Raw genomic sequence first — 16,888 nt, 5'->3', positions numbered from 1 at the left:
CATTGGTAGGAAAATGAAGGGGGTTTTTTAATGTTTTTTAAAGGTTCATTCTCAAAAAGAAGCGAATAGTGTGAGAAAGGGGTGGTTATATGGAGGTAGTTATAAAGAAGAAACGAAAAAGGGGAAGAAGAATTTTTATTTGGGCTAGTAGTATCGTTCTCTTGTTAGTTATTTCCGCTGCGATTTTTTTGAATATATATACGCTGAAATCTATGCCAAAGATAGATGGAACGATAAAGCTAGAGGATTTACAACACGCTGTTACGGTGAAGCGGGATAGTAAAGGTGTCCCGCATATTAAATCGGAAAATGCACATGATTTATATTTTTCACAAGGGTATGTACAAGCGCAAGATCGGTTGTTTCAAATGGATTTAAGTAGAAGACAAGCTTCTGGTATGTTAAGTGAAGTTGTTGGGGAAGCAGCTGTTGACCGAGATAAATTGTTTCGAACACTCGGTTTACGGCGAGCGGCAGAAGCTTCAGTTAGTCAATATGATGGAGAAGCAAAATATGCCCTGCAGTCATTTGCTGATGGGGTGAACGCTTTTATACGTGAGGCGAAAAAGGAAAAGAAATTACCAGTTGAGTTTACTATATTAGGTTATGAACCTGCTGAGTGGTCAATTGTTGATACTTTAACGATCGGGAAGTATATGGCGTTTGACTTAGGAGGACATTGGCATGGACAGGCGTTTCGATATTGGGCGCTGAAAAACCTTCCGAAAGAGCAAGCAAATGAGCTATTTCCTAAATATCCGAAAGATGCTCCTAGATTGCTAGCTGAACTGAAAAATACAAATGTGGACGTAGCGCAAAGTTTTTCAAAAACGATAATTCCGCCGGAGTTTAACGGTAGTAATAACTGGGTTGTGAGCGGTGAGAAGAGTGCATCAGGTAAGCCAATTTTAGCAGATGATCCTCATTTATCTCTTGCGACGCCTTCTATTTGGTATCAAACGAGACTTGAAATGCAAGGTTTAAATGTGAGTGGCGTTATTTTCGCTGGAGTACCAGGTGTTATATTAGGACACAATGACAAAATAGCGTGGGGCGTTACGAATACAGGGCCTGATGTGCAAGATTTATATATTGAGAAGAGAAATCCTAATAATGAAAATGAATTTCTGTATAACGATAAATGGGAGAAAGCTACCGTTGTAGACGAGTCTATTAAAGTAAAAGGCGGGAAGACAATTCCTTATAACGTTACAATTACGAGGCATGGACCAGTAATTTCAGAGTTTGCGAATAAGGGGAAGGAGAAAACGAAAACCGTATTCTCTTTAAAGTGGACAGCTTTAGAACCGTCAGCTGAGTTAAAAGCTGTATTAAATATGAACAAAGCAAAAGACTGGACGGAGTTTGAAACCGCTCTTCAAGATTTCCATACACCAACGCAAAACTTTGTGTTTGCATCAAACGATGGCACGATTGCTTATAAAGCGAATGGAAATATACCAGTGCGTAAAAAAGGCGATGGTAGCTTGCCTGTTCCAGGATGGACAGATGAATATGAATGGGAAGGATATATTCCATTTGATCAGCTGCCGAAAGTTATAAATCCGAAAGAAGGTTTTATTTCAACTGCGAATAATAAAATTGTTGATGATGATTATCCGTACCATATTAGCAATACGTGGGCACAGCCATATAGGCAAATGCGTATTCAAGAATTTTTGCAAGAGAAGGAAAAGTATACGGTGAAAGATTTAGAAGAGTTACAGATGGATCAAAAGAATTTATACGGGAAAGAGTTTACTCCTATATTTTTAAAAGAGTTAAATAAAGCATCTTTAAATGAGGTAGAGAAAGAAGGTGTAAACCAATTAACAAAGTGGAATTTTTACGATAGTAAAGATGAAGCGGCACCATTAATATTCCATTTATTAATGAAAGAGATTTCAAATACGTTATTTTCAAAAGAAATACCGAAAGATGTAATGGAGTTATTTAAAGGGAAGTCACAAGTTGTGGATGAATTAATCCGGAAACAAGTAGCAGGAGAAAATAGTGCATGGTTTTCTAAGTACGGAGGTTTCACAAAAATTGTGCATACATCGTACGAGAATGTAATGAAGAAATTGCAGAAGGAATATGGACCCGATGTTGGGGCCTGGAAGTGGGGCGATTATCATCAACTCGCTTTTACACATCCAATTTCGAAATCATCTAGTATGTTAGCGTTACTCGCTTTTAATCGTGAGAAACCAGTTCCAATTGGCGGAAGTCAAGTTACCGTTCAAGCAGCGAGTTACGGCGATAACGGCATTGTAAATCACGGGGCTTCTTGGCGATTTGTTATTGATACGAAAGATATGTCAAACGGTTATCATATCGTAGGGCCAGGACAATCGGGACATTTTAGAAGCGATTGGTATCATGATCAAATAGATGATTGGGTAAGTGGAACGTATCATACGACTACATTGAATACGGAGGGAATAGAGGGGAAGGTGCTAAATTTAGAACCGAAGTGATAGGGTGTTTTTGTTTGTGGAGGGACTAGTAATAATCTTTTTGATAATGAAAGCTTATCATTTAGAACATAACCCAGTTCTTAAATAATTTTAACAGCCAGCCTACTATCATTTAATTTGATAGTAGGCTGTTTCCATCTTCGAAATACGCTGTAGCAACTTCTTCAGGATTACGATTATTTCCACATGCTGCAAGTGCTGTAACAAATAAAGCCATTACAACTATTAACATGATTATTCCAGTTTTGAGGGGAATTAGTTAACAAAGACCAGGTATTATTTGCAACAGAACGGTCCCTCTGTACCCCTTGTTTCGTCATTTTTCTACGCCATCCAACTTGACAAATGTTTTTTTATCAAACTACAATGAAAATCATTATCAATAATATAGGGAGGATACTTTTGTCAATAAATGAAAAACAATATATTTATAGGTTAATAACCAGATCTTGTTAAGTCGTATGTACTATTTTTAGTTTAGCGTTGCCCAGAATGTACACCAATTAATCTCGCGAATTACAAGAAAACTATTATTGAAATGAGGCGTGCATTGTGAAGTTGGACGTGAATGAGTTAGCAGAGTATCTTGCCAATAATCCTTTCCGAGTAGAAGGAGTATATCGTTATGCTAAAAATCCAGGTGTGCCTTGTGCTGAGTCTACAGATTCTTTCCCAGGATTTGTATTTCCACTTACAGGGAAGACGCAATTTCAATTTAATGGTACGCCGTATATCCTTTCCCCAGGAAAAGTTATACATGGGGGTGCAAAAATGACATTAGCCCATAAAATGCTTGGTGAAATAAACTGGGAATATATTCTTGTTTTATATCAGATAAGCAATTCAGAACGAGAAGACTCTGGCTTTACTCATCAGCATTTTGAATTATTAACAGGACAATCTCCTCGTCTTGTCGAATTACTTATGCGTCTTTGGGATGTGTATAATCAGCGTGGAGGCATTTCGATGCTTCAGACCGAAATGCTGTTTCGCGAAGCGTTGAATGAAGCTTTATTAAGTGTTGTCAATAGAGAAAACAACTATGAGTCGCATACTTTATTCGAACGAATATCTAGTTATGTTCGTAAATACTATTATAAAGATATTACAATACATACGCTTACAGAACAAAATAATGTTAATCGAAATCGTCTTTCTTACGTGTTTAGAAAGCATGCAGGTATGGGGCCAGCAGAATATGTATTGAACTATCGTATAAAGATGGCTCAAAAAATGTTATGTACAAGTGGTGTGCCTGTACAACAAATTGCGCAGGCTGTTGGAATCGCAGACCCTTTTTATTTTAGTAGAGTTTTCAAGAAGCGAGTTGGCATTTCGCCTACTAAATATCGCGAGAAGTTCATCAATAATCCATACTAATGTCAACAGGGGTCCATTCTTATTTGAAAATCACTGTTCTATACTTATGGAGAGTTAAAGGAAACATTGGATTGAAAGAACTTTCATTGAAATCACTCCTTTGTACTATCTGAATGAAAAGTTCTGGCCGGAGCATTTTCTTTTTAAGCGTAATGACGACTTTTTTACTTAGATTATTGTAATATAGTGGAAGTTAAAAATGAGGAGGGATTATTATCCATTACCAACCTATTAAACTAAATGACGAGTTATCTAAAATTAACGATTATTGGTATCCACGAGTGATTGGTGAAATGAATGATGATCAAATTCAGCTTTTTAAAGCTAATGGAGATTTTATATGGCATGAGCATCCTAATACGGATAAGCTATTTATTGTGCTTGAAGGGGAGATGTTCATCGATTTCCGTGATGGACAGGTGAAAATTTCTAAGGGCGAGATGTTTATTGTCCCGAGAGGCGTTGAGCATAAACCTTTCACTGAAAAGGAATCCCACATCATGTTGGTAGAGCCTAAAAGGGAAATGGATTGATAATCGTAAAAAGATAAAAAAGGAGCGGAAATCCGTTCCTTTTTTATTTATCTTACTATTTTTAGGAGCTTAGTATGAGTAAGATGTGAATAAAGGATGAATAGCATTTTTATCAATAAAAATTTATTGGATTTTTTGTGGAATATATATGAAACGTTGTATAAAATAATCAAGAAAGCCAAAAATTATAGGGGGAAAGTTGTGAAGAAAAATAAGAGTTTAATAAGTTTTTTAGGAGTGTTTATTATGTTGTTTTCTTTTTGTTTTCAAGGAAATGTACAGGCAGATGTAAATACTGTTCAATCTGGAAAAATCAAATCAGGAAACGTAACAGTATGGGAAGTTGGAAATGTAGCGAAAGTATTAGCGGATGTGGAGCGCTTAAATTTAAATACAGTAAATGTACCGATTCAAGTGGATATCCCGAATGTGACTTCTACGAATATGGTAATTAATCAAGCGCAAAAGCAACAAGCTATTATTTTAATTCAAGAATTATTAAAGCGTAATATTCAAGTTATAGTGGAACCGTTCCCGTATATTCAGCAGGGGAATGTTGGAGAGACAGAATGGAACCCAAGTAACATTAATGATTTCTTCTGGAATTGGAAGACGGTTATTCTGCAAGATATTTTTAATTCCATTACAAGTAAATACAATGTGTATGGACTAAAGATTGCTTCTAATTTCGTGAATATGGAGTATGCAGAAGGATACTGGAGCGATACAATTAATTTTGTTCGTAATCAGTATAAAGGAAATGTTTTGTATCAAATGAACTGGTGGTTAACAGCAAGTTGGGACTCTTCTTATGAAGTGAAGTTTAAAGAAAAAATCAATCGCCCGTATTTAAAAAAGGTGGATATTGTTAGCATAGATAGTTGGTTTGAAGTTTCAGGAAAAAGGAATCCAACATATGAAGAAGTGAAACAAAGTTTATTTGCGACAACAGTATATAATCGTGGGCAAAATGTTGTTCAGCAATTGGAACAATTACATAATGCAACAGGAAAGCCAGTTTACTTCGGTGGATTTAACGTTCCAGCACGTGAACTTGGATTACAAAATCCATGGAATCCAGATGTTTCAAATGTGTTTTCGAAAGATGTACAATTAAATGGATGGCGTGCTTACCGCGATGTATTAGAACCGAAACCATATTTTAAAGGTTTTTCAATTTGGTTTATTGGCTCTAATGATAGTACACATCCGTATCAAATACATAGTAAAGAAGCAGAGGCAGTTATTAACGGGTGGTACCGAAAATAAATTTTATAAAATAGGTAAGTTTTAAAGTTTACTACATATATTTCTAGTGAAAGGCCTTTCACCATCTTATCACCTAGGGGGCAATCATAATGAAATTTTTGTCTTACCTTACAGTAATTTTGGTGATTCTTGGCGGTTTGAATTGGTTATTTGTAGCGTTAGATTACAATGTAGTTGAGAAATGGTTTGGTTCTATGCCGGCGCTTGTGGACACTATTTATTGGCTCATTGGTCTCTCTGCTATTTATCAAATTTTTGATCGGTTCTTTACGAACGATTAGCTATTATTCTTTCATTATTAGAGTGTTAAGTACGATTATGTACTTAACACTTTTTTATATGTTCATAAAAAAGTCTGCACTTGCAAGCGATTCCATCGCGTCTTGCGCCGTAATAATAGAAAACAAATTGACCACATATTATATTTTGGGTTATAATTCAGAAAGTTTAAAAAATAATCCGATGAGAAATAGGGAGGTTATGAGGGTAATGGAGAGAGTCTATAATTTTTCAGCAGGACCATCAATACTCCCTTTGCCAGTTTTAGAGAAAGTGCAAAAGAAGCTATTAAATTATAACGGGACAGGCATGTCTATTATAGAAATGAGTCATCGATCTTCTTATTTTCAAAGTATTATAGAGGAAGCGAGTAACTTACTTCGTGAATTAATGAGCATCCCTGATGAGTATGATATTTTATTTTTACAAGGCGGTGCGTCATTACAATTCTCTATGATACCGTTGAACTTAATGAATACGTATAAAAAAGCTGGATACGTACTAACTGGCTCATGGTCTAAAAAGGCATTGCAAGAAGCCGAAAAAGTTGGGGAAGTACAAGTGATTGCTTCTTCCGAGCAAGAGAAGTTTACTACGATTCCTAAACTGAACGGTTTATTAAGTGATGAAAAACTAGATTATGTACATATTACAACGAATAATACAATTGAGGGGACAAAATATGTGGAAATTCCACATGTAGAAAGAGTGCCGCTCGTTGCGGATATGTCCTCAAATATTTTATCAGAGAGATATGATGTTTCGAAGTTTGGTCTTATATATGCGGGGGCGCAAAAGAATTTAGGACCTGCGGGTTTAACGATTGCTATTATAAAAAGAGATTTAATTGGGGGAGCAGATCGCTCTTGTCCGACAATGTTAAATTATGAAACTTACAGTAAAAATAACTCCTTATATAATACACCGCCATCCTTTAGTATTTACGTAACAAAACTTGTACTAGAGTGGTTGAAAGAGCAAGGCGGAGTATCTGCGATTGAAGAACAAAATAAAATGAAATCTTCACTTATTTATCATTTTTTAGATGAATCTAAATTGTTTACTTCACCAGTTGACCCTGCGTATCGATCACTTATGAACATTCCATTTACAACACCGTCAGAAGAACTTAATAATGAGTTTTTACAAAAGGCGAAGGAACGCGGTTTCGTTACGCTAAAAGGACATCGCTCAGTCGGCGGTATGCGTGCAAGTATTTACAATGCGATGCCAGTGGAAGGTGTAAAACAATTAGTAGATTATATGAAGGAATTTGAGCTTGAGAATAGATAGGGAGATGGGGATATGTTTCGTGTTCAAACGTTAAATCAAATTGCAGAAAAAGGTTTACAAGTTTTTACTGAAGAACGTTATGAAGTAGGGGATAAAATCAATCACCCAGATGGGATTTTGCTTCGTAGCTACTCTTTACATCAAGAAGAGTTTTCAAAAGACTTAAAGGCGATTGCAAGAGCTGGCGCTGGTGTAAATAATATTCCTGTCGAGCGATGTACAGAAAAAGGAATTGTAGTATTTAACACGCCGGGGGCAAATGCAAACGCTGTAAAGGAACTCATTATTGCCAGTCTTATTATGTCTTCACGTAACATTATTAATGGTGTAAGTTGGACGAAAAACTTAGAGGGTGAAGAAGTACCACAGCTTGTTGAATCAGGAAAAAAACAATTTGTTGGATCAGAAATTGCAGGGAAACGTCTAGGTGTTATCGGACTTGGCGCAATTGGTGCTTTAGTTGCGAACGATGCGTTAGCATTAGGGATGGATGTTATCGGATATGATCCTTATATTTCAGTTGAAACAGCTTGGCGTCTTTCTACACATGTGCAAAGAGCATTTAGCCTTGATGAAATTTTTGCAACGTGTGATTATATTACACTGCATATTCCTCTTACGAATCAAACGAAGGGGATTATTGGGGAACACGCTGTAGAGAAGATGAAAAGAGGGATGCGTCTATTTAATTTCTCTAGAGGAGAACTTGTAGATGAAAAGGTTCTTCAAAAAGCATTAGAAGAAGATATTATTACACATTACGTAACGGACTTCCCAAATGAAAATGTAATAAAGATGAAAAATGTAACAGCGACGCCTCATCTTGGTGCATCTACGTCTGAATCAGAAGAAAATTGTGCAGTAATGGCAGCACGTCAATTACGTGAATATTTAGAGACAGGAAATATTCGTAATTCAGTAAACTATCCAAACGTAGAATTGCCGTATATCGGAAAGAAACGAATTACAATTATGCATCAAAACGTTCCAAACATGGTAGGACAAATTACAGGATGTTTAGCAGAACATCATATTAATATTGCCGATATGATTAATCGTAGTAAACATTCTTGGGCATACACAATGATTGATATCGATAACGGAATTGATGATATAATAAAAGAGAATATTGTAGAAAATATAAGCAAAATTACAGGTGTTGTAGCCGTTCGAATGATTGTGTAAAGGAGAGAGGAATGTGGCAAAAATACGACCGTTTCGGGCCATTCGTCCAGTAGAGGAAAAAGCGGCACAAGTGGCAGCTTTACCGTATGACGTATTAAATAGTGAAGAGGCAAGGGAAGTTGTAAAAGGGAATCCATATTCTTTCTTGCATGTTGATAAAGCAGAAATTGATTTAGATCCTGAACTGTCACCGTATGATGATCGCGTGTATGAAAAAGCGGGCGACAATTTAAAGCAATTTATACGAGAAGAAGTGTTCATACAAGATGAAGAGCCAGCGCTATATATTTATGAACTGACGATGCAAGGAAGAACGCAGTCAGGCCTTGTCGTTTGTACATCTATTGATGAGTATGAAGATGATACAATTAAAAAACATGAAAGAACACGTCATGAAAAAGAGCTAGATCGTATTCGCCACGTAGATGTGTGTGACGCAAATACAGGTCCGATTTTTTTAACGTACCGTACAAAAGATGAAGTAAAGCATTTAATTAGGAGCTGGAAAGAAGAACATACGCCAATTTATACATTTACAGCAGAAGACGGTGTTAAGCATGTTGTGTGGAAGATTGTAGATGAAGATGTAATTACGACTTTAGTAAACGCATTTGAAGATATTCCTAATCTTTATATTGCAGACGGGCATCACCGTTCTGCATCAGCTGCAAAAGTAGGACTTATGCGAAGAGAACAATATCCAAATTACACAGGAGAAGAGGAATTTAATTTCTTCTTATCGGTTCTATTCCCTCATGATGAATTATCGATTTGGGATTATAACCGAGTTGTGAAAGATTTAAATGGCTTATCAGAGGAACAGTTTTTAAATCAAATTACGCAGTACTTTTATGTAGAAGAAGCAACTGTTTCTCCGTATAAACCAAATGAGCCCAAATCATTTGGTATGTATGTAAATGAGAAGTGGTATAAGCTTACTGTGAAAGAGGAAACGTTTGATGCGAATGATCTTGTTAGAGGTTTAGATGTATCTATCCTGCAAGATCATTTATTAAGCCAAGTGCTTGAAATACATGATCCGCGATCTGATTCACGCATCGACTTTGTCGGAGGAATCCGTGGATTAGAAGAACTAGAACGTCTTGTAAATAGCGGTGAATATAAAGTGGCGTTTTCACTATATCCGACATCAATGGAAGCTTTATTAGCAATCGCAGATGCCGGAGAAGTCATGCCGCCAAAATCAACGTGGTTTGAACCGAAACTGCGTAGCGGGTTGTTTGTACATTCTTTAAAATAAATAGACTTCTTTAGTTAGAAAAACCGAAATGATTTTTAGTTTCGGTTTTTCTTATTTTACAAGTGTTTTTGAGGAGGGGTATGAATGAAATTGCAAGTAGGCGAAAAAATCAACTTTGAACGAACTTTTACGAAAGAGGATGTTGCGTTATTTACAGAAGTATCGAAAGATGAAGGCGTTCATCATGTTACACCAGATGAGCAGGGAAGATTTGTTGTACAAGGGCTGTTAACATCAACATTGCCTACAAAAATTGGCGGTGATTATAACGTACTAGCTCGCAAAATGGATTTTGAATTTTTACGTCCTGTTTTTAGCGGGGATACGATTCGTTGTGACGTAACTATTGAACAATTTGAGCCTGATGAAAAAAATCGTACAAAAATTATTGCGACGTTTATATGTAGGAATCAACTTGAAAAGGAAGTTATGAAGGGGAGTTTTTCGGGGATTATTCTTTAATTAGTAAAAAAAGAAATGAATAGGTGGGGCATGATGTCTCTAGGGCGTAGATTTTTAATTCCCCCATGAACAAAATTTTATGCATTGCTGAATACTGATAATATACTCTGTTCATTTTTAACTTGAATAAACTCGTCAACAAAAAGGACATTCCTAGTATTACAAGAAATGTCCTTTCCACTAAATTATAAGGTATTTTGCTGAAATTCAAACTCTAAAATTAGTTTACTAGTTTGACCTGTAAACTGATAATTATAGGATCCTCTCAGGTTTTCTAAGTTACCGGTAGCTTTAATAATTGTTCCTGGGGAATCTAAATTTCCTTTATCAAATATTCCTTGCTCTAGAGCTGTAAATGTTCCTTGTTGCCCCTTATAAATCCCTTCAAAGTGTAAAAATCCAGAAATTTTAGCAGTAGCTAAGTGACCATCATTTATATTTGAGTCTAAATAATATAATAAGTATTCAACAAAAGCCTTTCCTTTTAATTCCCCATCAATATCATATTCGACATGAGCAATATTAATAGGGAAATCTTTTTTATTATCATCGATTGGTTTTTCATCCCACTTACTTACTGTAAATGTTACTTCCATACACGTAATCTCCCTCCAATTATATACTTTTAAAAAGTACCAATTCACAGACATATCTCATAGGAGTGTTTTTATTCATTCCACGCCACTTTCCAAAATAGAGAAAGATTCATTTTCACAATTAATTTCTGCCATTGCACCGTAAGGTAAAATAAACTTCGGTTCAGTATGGCCAAAATTTAAATTATAAAGAATCGGCAAATCTTCTAAGTTATGTTCCTTCATAACCTGCAATATTTCCTGTTTATATTCTTCATAGTATTGTTCATCTTTCGGTTTACCAAAAATGATTCCTTTTGCTTTTTGCAGAATACCTTGTGCTGCATAATTTCGTAACCAATATTTTATATAACTTGGTTCTGGATGATCTTCAGAAGTTTCAAAGAAGAGAATACTATTCTCCCAATGTTTTTTCTCAGGCCAAAGTTCCGTTCCTTTTGCAAATTCCAATACTTCAATACAACCACCAATTAAGCGCCCCTGTACAGTGGTAGAGCCTTGAAGTAGCTCATATCCATTGTTTTGCTGCATCGTACGTCTTGTATCCTTATTTATTTCAATCCATTCTAAATGCTCACTTGTCCATTCATAAGCTGGTTGAATCTCTCCAATCGTTTCATTTGAAAAGAGAGTACGATTTACCATTTCAATTGTATATGGATCCATCTCTACATTTTCGGCAAAGTCGGTCAAAATTGCTGGACCGTATAAAGAGGAAAGCCCTGCTTTATGGCAAAATAAATGTGAAATAGTAACGTCAGAGTACCCCATAAAAATTTTCGGGTTTTCGCGTATCACATTAAAATCTATATAGGGAAGTAACCGGATGCTATCTTCACCGCCAATATTCGCGATAATTGCTTTCACGCGTGTATCTTTAAATGCTGTCATTATATCTTCCGCACGATCCTCTGGATTGTTATAAAGGTATTCGCTACCTTTTAAGCTATTTGGCATTGGGATAACCGTAAGACTAAAAACTTCTTCTAATCTTTTTACTCCTTGTTCATATCGCCATCTTATTTCAGAATCACCTGCACCGCCCCATGAAGGACTTACTGTTGCTACGATATCTCCTGGCTGTAATCCCTTTGGCTTTATTAACATATGAATCCCGCTCCTATATAATTTAATGAACTACGGCTATACAAACCGTAGAGTTGAAGAACATTGTACATGACATTAGTTTCTCCGCCTTCAATAAGTTCACCTGCTGTAATTTGAGAATTTAGTATTAGTGCTGAATATAGGAATAATTTACAAATATTTTTTGCTAAAATTTATATTTGAAAATCACAGTATGCATCATTGCATGAGGAAAACGGTTGTTATTTTTACAACCTGTAACTATAATGATTACAGGTCGGTCGATACCAATCAAAAAAAATAAAATTATCATGAATGGAGATGTTACATATGGGTATGAAAAAAATAATTTTAGCAGGTGCTTTAGGGATCGCAGCATTATCAGGAACAAATGTACCAGGATTAGAACTAACAAAAGCGAGTGCAGCTTCTATTGAATCGAATTTCTCGACGTTAGAAGGACGAGTAGTAGAAGTAGATAACGGTGTGATTGTTGTAAAATCTAAGCAATATGAGGAACCTGTTAGTGTGTATATTGATTCACTTTCAAACGTGAAAGTAGGAGATGAAGTAAAAGCTACTGGATCTATGATGCGTAATTTTACAGAATACATGGTTGCAACTGCAGTTGAAAATACAACAAACAAGTTAGGTATGCACATGAAAGAAGATGGCTCGCCCGATTATGTAATTGGAGAAGTATCAAAAGTAGGAACGATGGAAGATGAGGGAGACGGTGCTACTAAATATGTTGTAGTTGAGTATCCATCGCTAAACGGGAAGAAAGATATTATTGATGTTTTCTTAACAAAGGGACAAGTATTTAATGTGGGTGAGAAAGTGAAAATTGATATGAAGTATGTAGGGTGGGGCGGAAGTTCTATTAACTGGAACACAGTTGACCATATTGAAAAAGTTCATGAAGCAAAGACGAACGTTGAAAATAATGATGATGTATGGATTTGGTCTTAATAAGGCGAGTATAAGTCGTTATTTGCAATTTTCTCCAAACAATACATGTAAAAACTAAATGTATCATGCAGTACCCATCTAATTATCATTGCGTATGACAATTAGGTGGGTACTTTTTTATTTGAAATTTGTGCAAGTCAATGTTCAGCATTTCTTTTTAAGAGTAAATTACGGGTGAAATCAAAACTTTATTTGCAGTACATAATAAATAATGTTGATTTTTTATCTTATATTAAAATAAAAACAAACCACTGTTCGATTTGAATATTCCACGATATAATGGTGAGAGTTTATGACAGAATAAATATTTACATAAGAAGTGAGGTACTGTATGAAAAAAAGAACGACAGACATTATTTTTATTATTATCGGTGCATTTCTTTTTGCGTTAGGTGTCAATTTGTTTGTTATCCCGAATGAGTTTGGTGAGGGCGGGGTAACAGGTATCACGATTATTACGTACTATTTATTTGAATGGTCACCGGGTTTAGTTAACTTAATTTTAAATGCGATTTTGTTAATAGCCGGTTATAAATTTTTAAATAAGATTACAACAATTTATACAATCATTGCTGTAGTTACAAACTCACTATTTCTTCATTTGACAGAAGGTTGGACGATCGCTTCGGATGAAATGCTCGTAAATGCCATTTTCGGAGGAATATTTATTGGATGCGGGATTGGTCTAATCATTCGTGTTGGCGGAACAACTGCAGGTACTACCATCTTAGCAAGGATGACACATAAATATTTAGGATGGAGCATTAGCTACGGTCTACTGTTCTTCGATTTAATTGTTGCGTTTTCATCGTATTTCATCATTGGTGCAGAAAAACTGATGATAACAATTATTATGTTATATGTAGCAACGAAAGTGATGGAGTTTGTAATTGAAGGTTTAAATCCGAAGAAAGCCATTACGATTATTTCTGATAATCCGAATGAAATTGCCGGGAAGGTAACTACCTTAATGGGCAGAGGGGTTACTGTGTACTCAGGTCATGGCTATTACACGAAAACTCCGAAGGAAATTCTTTATGTTGTTATTAATAAGCAAGAAGTAGTGAAGCTAAAACGGATTGTTCAAACTACAGATCCGGCTGCGTTCATCGCTATACACGATGTTCGTGACGTATTTGGAGAAGGATTCGTTGATATTTCTAAAGCATAGAAATTATTTTTCATTAAAATAATCTTAATACTAAAACGTAAGAATCTATTTTGAATAATCTTTTTTCAAAATAGATTCTTTTTCTTTTTCTTGCAAAAAATTCAATTGTTTCTTAATGTAGTGATGTAGAAGGATGAACGAGAGAGGGTTTAATGAAGATGATACACATTTTATTAGCTGATGACGATAAACATATTAGAGAGTTGTTGCATTATCATTTACAAAAAGAGGGGTTTAAAGTTTTTGAGGCGGAAGATGGAAAGGTAGCGCAAGACGTATTAGAGAAGGAAAACATTCATCTTGCGATTGTAGACATTATGATGCCGTTTGTTGATGGTTATACGTTATGTGAAGAAATTCGGAAGTATCATGATATTCCTGTTATTTTATTAACTGCGAAAGACCAGTTAGTGGATAAAGAAAAAGGATTCATTTCTGGTACAGACGATTATATCGTAAAACCATTTGAGCCAGCTGAAGTCATTTTCCGTATGAAAGCTTTATTACGTCGTTATCAAATGCTGAGTGCAGATATTATTACGTTGCACGGAACGACAATTGATCGAAAAGGTGTGGAAGTAAAGTGTAACGGTCAAACAATTTTGCTTCCTTTAAAGGAATTTGAGCTATTATCACAACTTGCTAGTTATCCTGGAAGAACATTTTCAAGAGAAGAGTTAATTGAACTAGTATGGGGAATGGATTTTGAAGGGGATGAACGAACAGTTGATGTTCATGTGAAAAGGCTCCGAGATCGTTTCTCAAAACGAACGGATGATTTTCAAATTACGACAGTACGCGGACTCGGATATAAGTTGGAGCTGAAATAAAATGAAATCACTATATTCTAGATTTGTATTTATGACGGTCGGTATTATGCTACTTAGTAGTATTATCGGCTTTTTATTAACGAACGTATATTATCAAGTGAAGTTAAAACCGTATAATAGTGAAAAGATTTTAAAGTATGCGGAAGAAGTTAAATCGTTATATGAAAAGCAAAGTGAAGAAAATCAAGAGACGTATTTGCATTCTATTGCAAAGTTAGGGTATGAAATTTATATTGTCGATGATCAAAAGAATGGGAAGCGTATCGGTAATGCGTTTCGTAAGACGTCTATTAGCGATGCTACTGTTCATAAAGTATTGCAAGGAGAAACGTTTAATGGTGTTTCTACGTATCCAACGCGTCTCTTTATTACCGGTTTTTTCGATAATGAATTAATAAATAGTGTCGGTGTACCAGTGCAACACGGTGATAAACAGTACGCTTTATTTATTCGTCCCGACATTCAGAACCAATTTGGCGAGATGCGAATTTTCTTAGCGGTATTACTTGGGTTTATCGTACTATTAAGCATTATCTTTATAGTGATTGCAGCAGGTTACATCGTTCGCCCAATTCGTAAATTTACGAAGGCTACGCAAAAAATTGCGAGTGGGGAATATGAAATTGAATTAGATGTAAAACGAAAAGATGAAATAGGAACGTTATCTACAAGCTTCCAAAAGATGACGAAGAGTATTAAAGAACTAGATGAAATGAGACAAGAATTTGTTTCGAACGTTTCACATGAATTCCAGTCGCCGCTTTCTTCTATACAAGGTTTTTCGAAAACATTGCAAACAGAAAAGATGAGTGAGGAAGAAAGAAACCATTACTTACAAATTATTGAGGGGGAAAGTAAGCGAATGTCTAGTTTATGTAAACAGTTACTGACGCTCGCTTCATTAGATAAAGAAGAGAAAGTTTTACAAATAAAAGAATTCAATTTGCAGAAGCAAATTAAAGACGTCATTTTTATGCTCGAATGGAAATGGCGTGAGAAAGATATCGCTGTTGAGTTTGATGTGCCGGACATTACAATTAAAGGTGATGAAAACTTGCTTCATCAAGTGTGGAGTAATATTTTTACGAATAGTATTAAGTTTTCAAACGATGCTGGGACGATTGAGTTTTTCGTGGAAGAGTTAGAGTATAGTGTCATTATCTCTATATCCGATAACGGAATCGGAATGGAAAAAGAAGAGATGGAACGTATTTTTGATCGTTTTTACAAAGTAGATACAGCAAGGGCAAGAAACGTAGAAGGTAGCGGTTTAGGATTGTCGATTGTGCAGAAGATTGTTGAACTGCATAACGGAACTGTTTCAGTTTATAGCACGAAAGGGGAAGGGACGACTGTACGGGTGGAACTTCCTAAATAGCCTCTTCTTTTTTGTTGCTAGTATACGTGTGAAATGAAAAAATATGAGTCATTTTAATTGCATAATCGGATGAGTTTATGGAGTGGGATTAGGAGGAAGTTTATTTAAAAATGTAGAATCTCTACAGAGTTAGAGGGAGTGTATTAAAACTTGAACTGTGTAGGGAGGAAATTATTTTGAAACGAATTGACTTGTTATTAAATAAACTAGATTCAACATTCGATAAAGAGAGTTGGTATGCACCGTTTAAACATGCTATAGAAGGACTTACGGCCGAACAGGCTATGTGGAAACCATCTAGTGAGGAAACGAATACCATTTGGGAGAACGTTAATCATCTCATTTATTACAAAGAGAGGCTTGCTGCCAACTTGGAAGGCCGTGAATGGACACATAACCTTGATGGAAATGAGACATTTTATCTTACTAAGCAATCTAATGATGATATGGAATGGAAGAAAGTCGTTGAACGTTCTGAAGATGCTCAACATAATTTAAGACAGGTATTAAGTGCAATTTCCGAAAGAGAGCTTGAGCAAAATTCACTAGAGGGGAAATTACTGGATATCATGCTTCATGATGCTTATCATACAGGACAAATTATTCAATTAAGGAAAATGCAGGGGGCATGGCCATCAAAGCGTTAACGGAACCTTTTAGTTGGTGCTATTGTTGAATAAATTTTAGATATTCAAACGACTTCATTGTTATAT

At 35.6% G+C, this 16,888-nt stretch carries 16 protein-coding genes; 14 read left to right on the top strand and 2 right to left on the bottom strand.

Annotated features, from left to right (window positions below):
• Nucleotides 1-89: 89 nt before the first annotated feature.
• From MHH27_RS16685 to MHH27_RS16645, 9 genes are all read left to right on the top strand, one after another.
• A complete protein-coding gene (locus MHH27_RS16685) occupies nucleotides 90-2,480 on the top strand; it encodes a penicillin acylase family protein (RefSeq protein WP_086387795.1) in 2,391 nt (796 codons plus the stop codon).
• Between the two features lie 552 nt (nucleotides 2,481-3,032).
• Nucleotides 3,033-3,860 (top strand): helix-turn-helix transcriptional regulator, encoded by an 828-nt coding sequence (locus MHH27_RS16680; RefSeq protein ID WP_061660427.1) that lies wholly within the window; start codon nucleotides 3,033-3,035, stop codon nucleotides 3,858-3,860.
• 293 nt (nucleotides 3,861-4,153) lie between these two features.
• Nucleotides 4,154-4,393: a cupin domain-containing protein gene (locus MHH27_RS16675; protein ID WP_000997182.1), complete on the top strand. Its 240-nt coding sequence runs from the start codon at nucleotides 4,154-4,156 to the stop codon at nucleotides 4,391-4,393.
• A 201-nt stretch (nucleotides 4,394-4,594) separates the two neighbouring features.
• Nucleotides 4,595-5,662: a glycoside hydrolase family 113 gene (locus MHH27_RS16670; protein ID WP_340943410.1), complete on the top strand. Its 1,068-nt coding sequence runs from the start codon at nucleotides 4,595-4,597 to the stop codon at nucleotides 5,660-5,662.
• 89 nt (nucleotides 5,663-5,751) lie between these two features.
• The gene (locus tag MHH27_RS16665) at nucleotides 5,752-5,943 is read left to right on the top strand and encodes a DUF378 domain-containing protein (protein ID WP_000670804.1); all 192 of its coding nucleotides are present in this window, start codon (nucleotides 5,752-5,754) and stop codon (nucleotides 5,941-5,943) included.
• Nucleotides 5,944-6,151: 208 nt separating this feature from the next.
• The gene (gene serC / locus MHH27_RS16660; protein WP_340943408.1) at nucleotides 6,152-7,234 is read left to right on the top strand and encodes a 3-phosphoserine/phosphohydroxythreonine transaminase; all 1,083 of its coding nucleotides are present in this window, start codon (nucleotides 6,152-6,154) and stop codon (nucleotides 7,232-7,234) included.
• A 12-nt stretch (nucleotides 7,235-7,246) separates the two neighbouring features.
• Nucleotides 7,247-8,419 carry a 3-phosphoglycerate dehydrogenase family protein gene (locus MHH27_RS16655; RefSeq protein ID WP_000490222.1) on the top strand — a complete coding sequence of 391 codons (1,173 nt, stop codon included), beginning with the start codon at nucleotides 7,247-7,249 and terminating at the stop codon, nucleotides 8,417-8,419.
• A gap of 13 nt (nucleotides 8,420-8,432) precedes the next feature.
• Nucleotides 8,433-9,680 carry a DUF1015 domain-containing protein gene (locus tag MHH27_RS16650; RefSeq protein WP_001063081.1) on the top strand — a complete coding sequence of 416 codons (1,248 nt, stop codon included), beginning with the start codon at nucleotides 8,433-8,435 and terminating at the stop codon, nucleotides 9,678-9,680.
• Nucleotides 9,681-9,764: 84 nt separating this feature from the next.
• Nucleotides 9,765-10,142, top strand: a complete 378-nt coding sequence (locus MHH27_RS16645) for a MaoC family dehydratase (RefSeq protein WP_000776354.1) — start codon at nucleotides 9,765-9,767, stop codon at nucleotides 10,140-10,142.
• A 185-nt stretch (nucleotides 10,143-10,327) separates the two neighbouring features.
• Here MHH27_RS16645 and MHH27_RS16640 read toward each other — a convergent pair whose 3' ends face one another.
• Entirely contained in the window at nucleotides 10,328-10,738 is a 411-nt protein-coding gene (locus tag MHH27_RS16640; protein ID WP_000454093.1) for a DUF3224 domain-containing protein, read from the bottom strand.
• Nucleotides 10,739-10,813: 75 nt separating this feature from the next.
• Entirely contained in the window at nucleotides 10,814-11,845 is a 1,032-nt protein-coding gene (locus MHH27_RS16635) for a S66 family peptidase (RefSeq protein ID WP_340943406.1), read from the bottom strand.
• Between the two features lie 309 nt (nucleotides 11,846-12,154).
• On the opposite strand from MHH27_RS16635, the gene MHH27_RS16630 reads away from it, so the two are divergent.
• From MHH27_RS16630 to MHH27_RS16610, 5 genes are all read left to right on the top strand, one after another.
• Nucleotides 12,155-12,796: a F0F1 ATP synthase subunit alpha gene (locus MHH27_RS16630; protein ID WP_016512568.1), complete on the top strand. Its 642-nt coding sequence runs from the start codon at nucleotides 12,155-12,157 to the stop codon at nucleotides 12,794-12,796.
• A 331-nt stretch (nucleotides 12,797-13,127) separates the two neighbouring features.
• Nucleotides 13,128-13,967, top strand: a complete 840-nt coding sequence (locus MHH27_RS16625) for a YitT family protein (protein ID WP_000747488.1) — start codon at nucleotides 13,128-13,130, stop codon at nucleotides 13,965-13,967.
• Nucleotides 13,968-14,119: 152 nt separating this feature from the next.
• Nucleotides 14,120-14,797, top strand: a complete 678-nt coding sequence (locus MHH27_RS16620) for a response regulator transcription factor (RefSeq protein WP_000781961.1) — start codon at nucleotides 14,120-14,122, stop codon at nucleotides 14,795-14,797.
• Nucleotide 14,798: 1 nt separating this feature from the next.
• The gene (locus MHH27_RS16615; protein ID WP_048558184.1) at nucleotides 14,799-16,175 is read left to right on the top strand and encodes a sensor histidine kinase; all 1,377 of its coding nucleotides are present in this window, start codon (nucleotides 14,799-14,801) and stop codon (nucleotides 16,173-16,175) included.
• Between the two features lie 176 nt (nucleotides 16,176-16,351).
• Nucleotides 16,352-16,822, top strand: coding sequence for a DinB family protein (locus tag MHH27_RS16610; protein WP_000820997.1), 471 nt, complete (start codon nucleotides 16,352-16,354; stop codon nucleotides 16,820-16,822).
• Nucleotides 16,823-16,888: the final 66 nt, after the last annotated feature.

It is taken from the genome of Bacillus sp. FSL L8-0152 (genome assembly GCF_038006365.1).
GTDB lineage: Bacteria > Bacillota > Bacilli > Bacillales > Bacillaceae_G > Bacillus_A > Bacillus_A cereus.
The sequence above is the reverse complement of the archived record's forward strand: the minus strand, read 5'-3'. Positions and strand labels throughout refer to the sequence as shown.

What these genes read in the sequence shown, in the direction of transcription:
- MHH27_RS16685 (WP_086387795.1), top strand. Translation starts at nt 90, where the DNA reads ATGGAGGTAGTTATAAAGAAGAAACGAAAAAGGGGAAGAAGAATTTTT.
- MHH27_RS16675 (WP_000997182.1), top strand. Translation starts at nt 4,154, where the DNA reads ATGAATGATGATCAAATTCAGCTTTTTAAAGCTAATGGAGATTTTATA.
- MHH27_RS16665 (WP_000670804.1), top strand. Translation starts at nt 5,752, where the DNA reads ATGAAATTTTTGTCTTACCTTACAGTAATTTTGGTGATTCTTGGCGGT.
- serC (WP_340943408.1), top strand. Translation starts at nt 6,152, where the DNA reads ATGGAGAGAGTCTATAATTTTTCAGCAGGACCATCAATACTCCCTTTG.
- MHH27_RS16655 (WP_000490222.1), top strand. Translation starts at nt 7,247, where the DNA reads ATGTTTCGTGTTCAAACGTTAAATCAAATTGCAGAAAAAGGTTTACAA.
- MHH27_RS16645 (WP_000776354.1), top strand. Translation starts at nt 9,765, where the DNA reads ATGAAATTGCAAGTAGGCGAAAAAATCAACTTTGAACGAACTTTTACG.
- MHH27_RS16640 (WP_000454093.1), bottom strand. Translation starts at nt 10,738, where the DNA reads ATGGAAGTAACATTTACAGTAAGTAAGTGGGATGAAAAACCAATCGAT.
- MHH27_RS16635 (WP_340943406.1), bottom strand. Translation starts at nt 11,845, where the DNA reads ATGTTAATAAAGCCAAAGGGATTACAGCCAGGAGATATCGTAGCAACA.
- MHH27_RS16630 (WP_016512568.1), top strand. Translation starts at nt 12,155, where the DNA reads ATGGGTATGAAAAAAATAATTTTAGCAGGTGCTTTAGGGATCGCAGCA.
- MHH27_RS16625 (WP_000747488.1), top strand. Translation starts at nt 13,128, where the DNA reads ATGAAAAAAAGAACGACAGACATTATTTTTATTATTATCGGTGCATTT.
- MHH27_RS16620 (WP_000781961.1), top strand. Translation starts at nt 14,120, where the DNA reads ATGAAGATGATACACATTTTATTAGCTGATGACGATAAACATATTAGA.
- MHH27_RS16615 (WP_048558184.1), top strand. Translation starts at nt 14,799, where the DNA reads ATGAAATCACTATATTCTAGATTTGTATTTATGACGGTCGGTATTATG.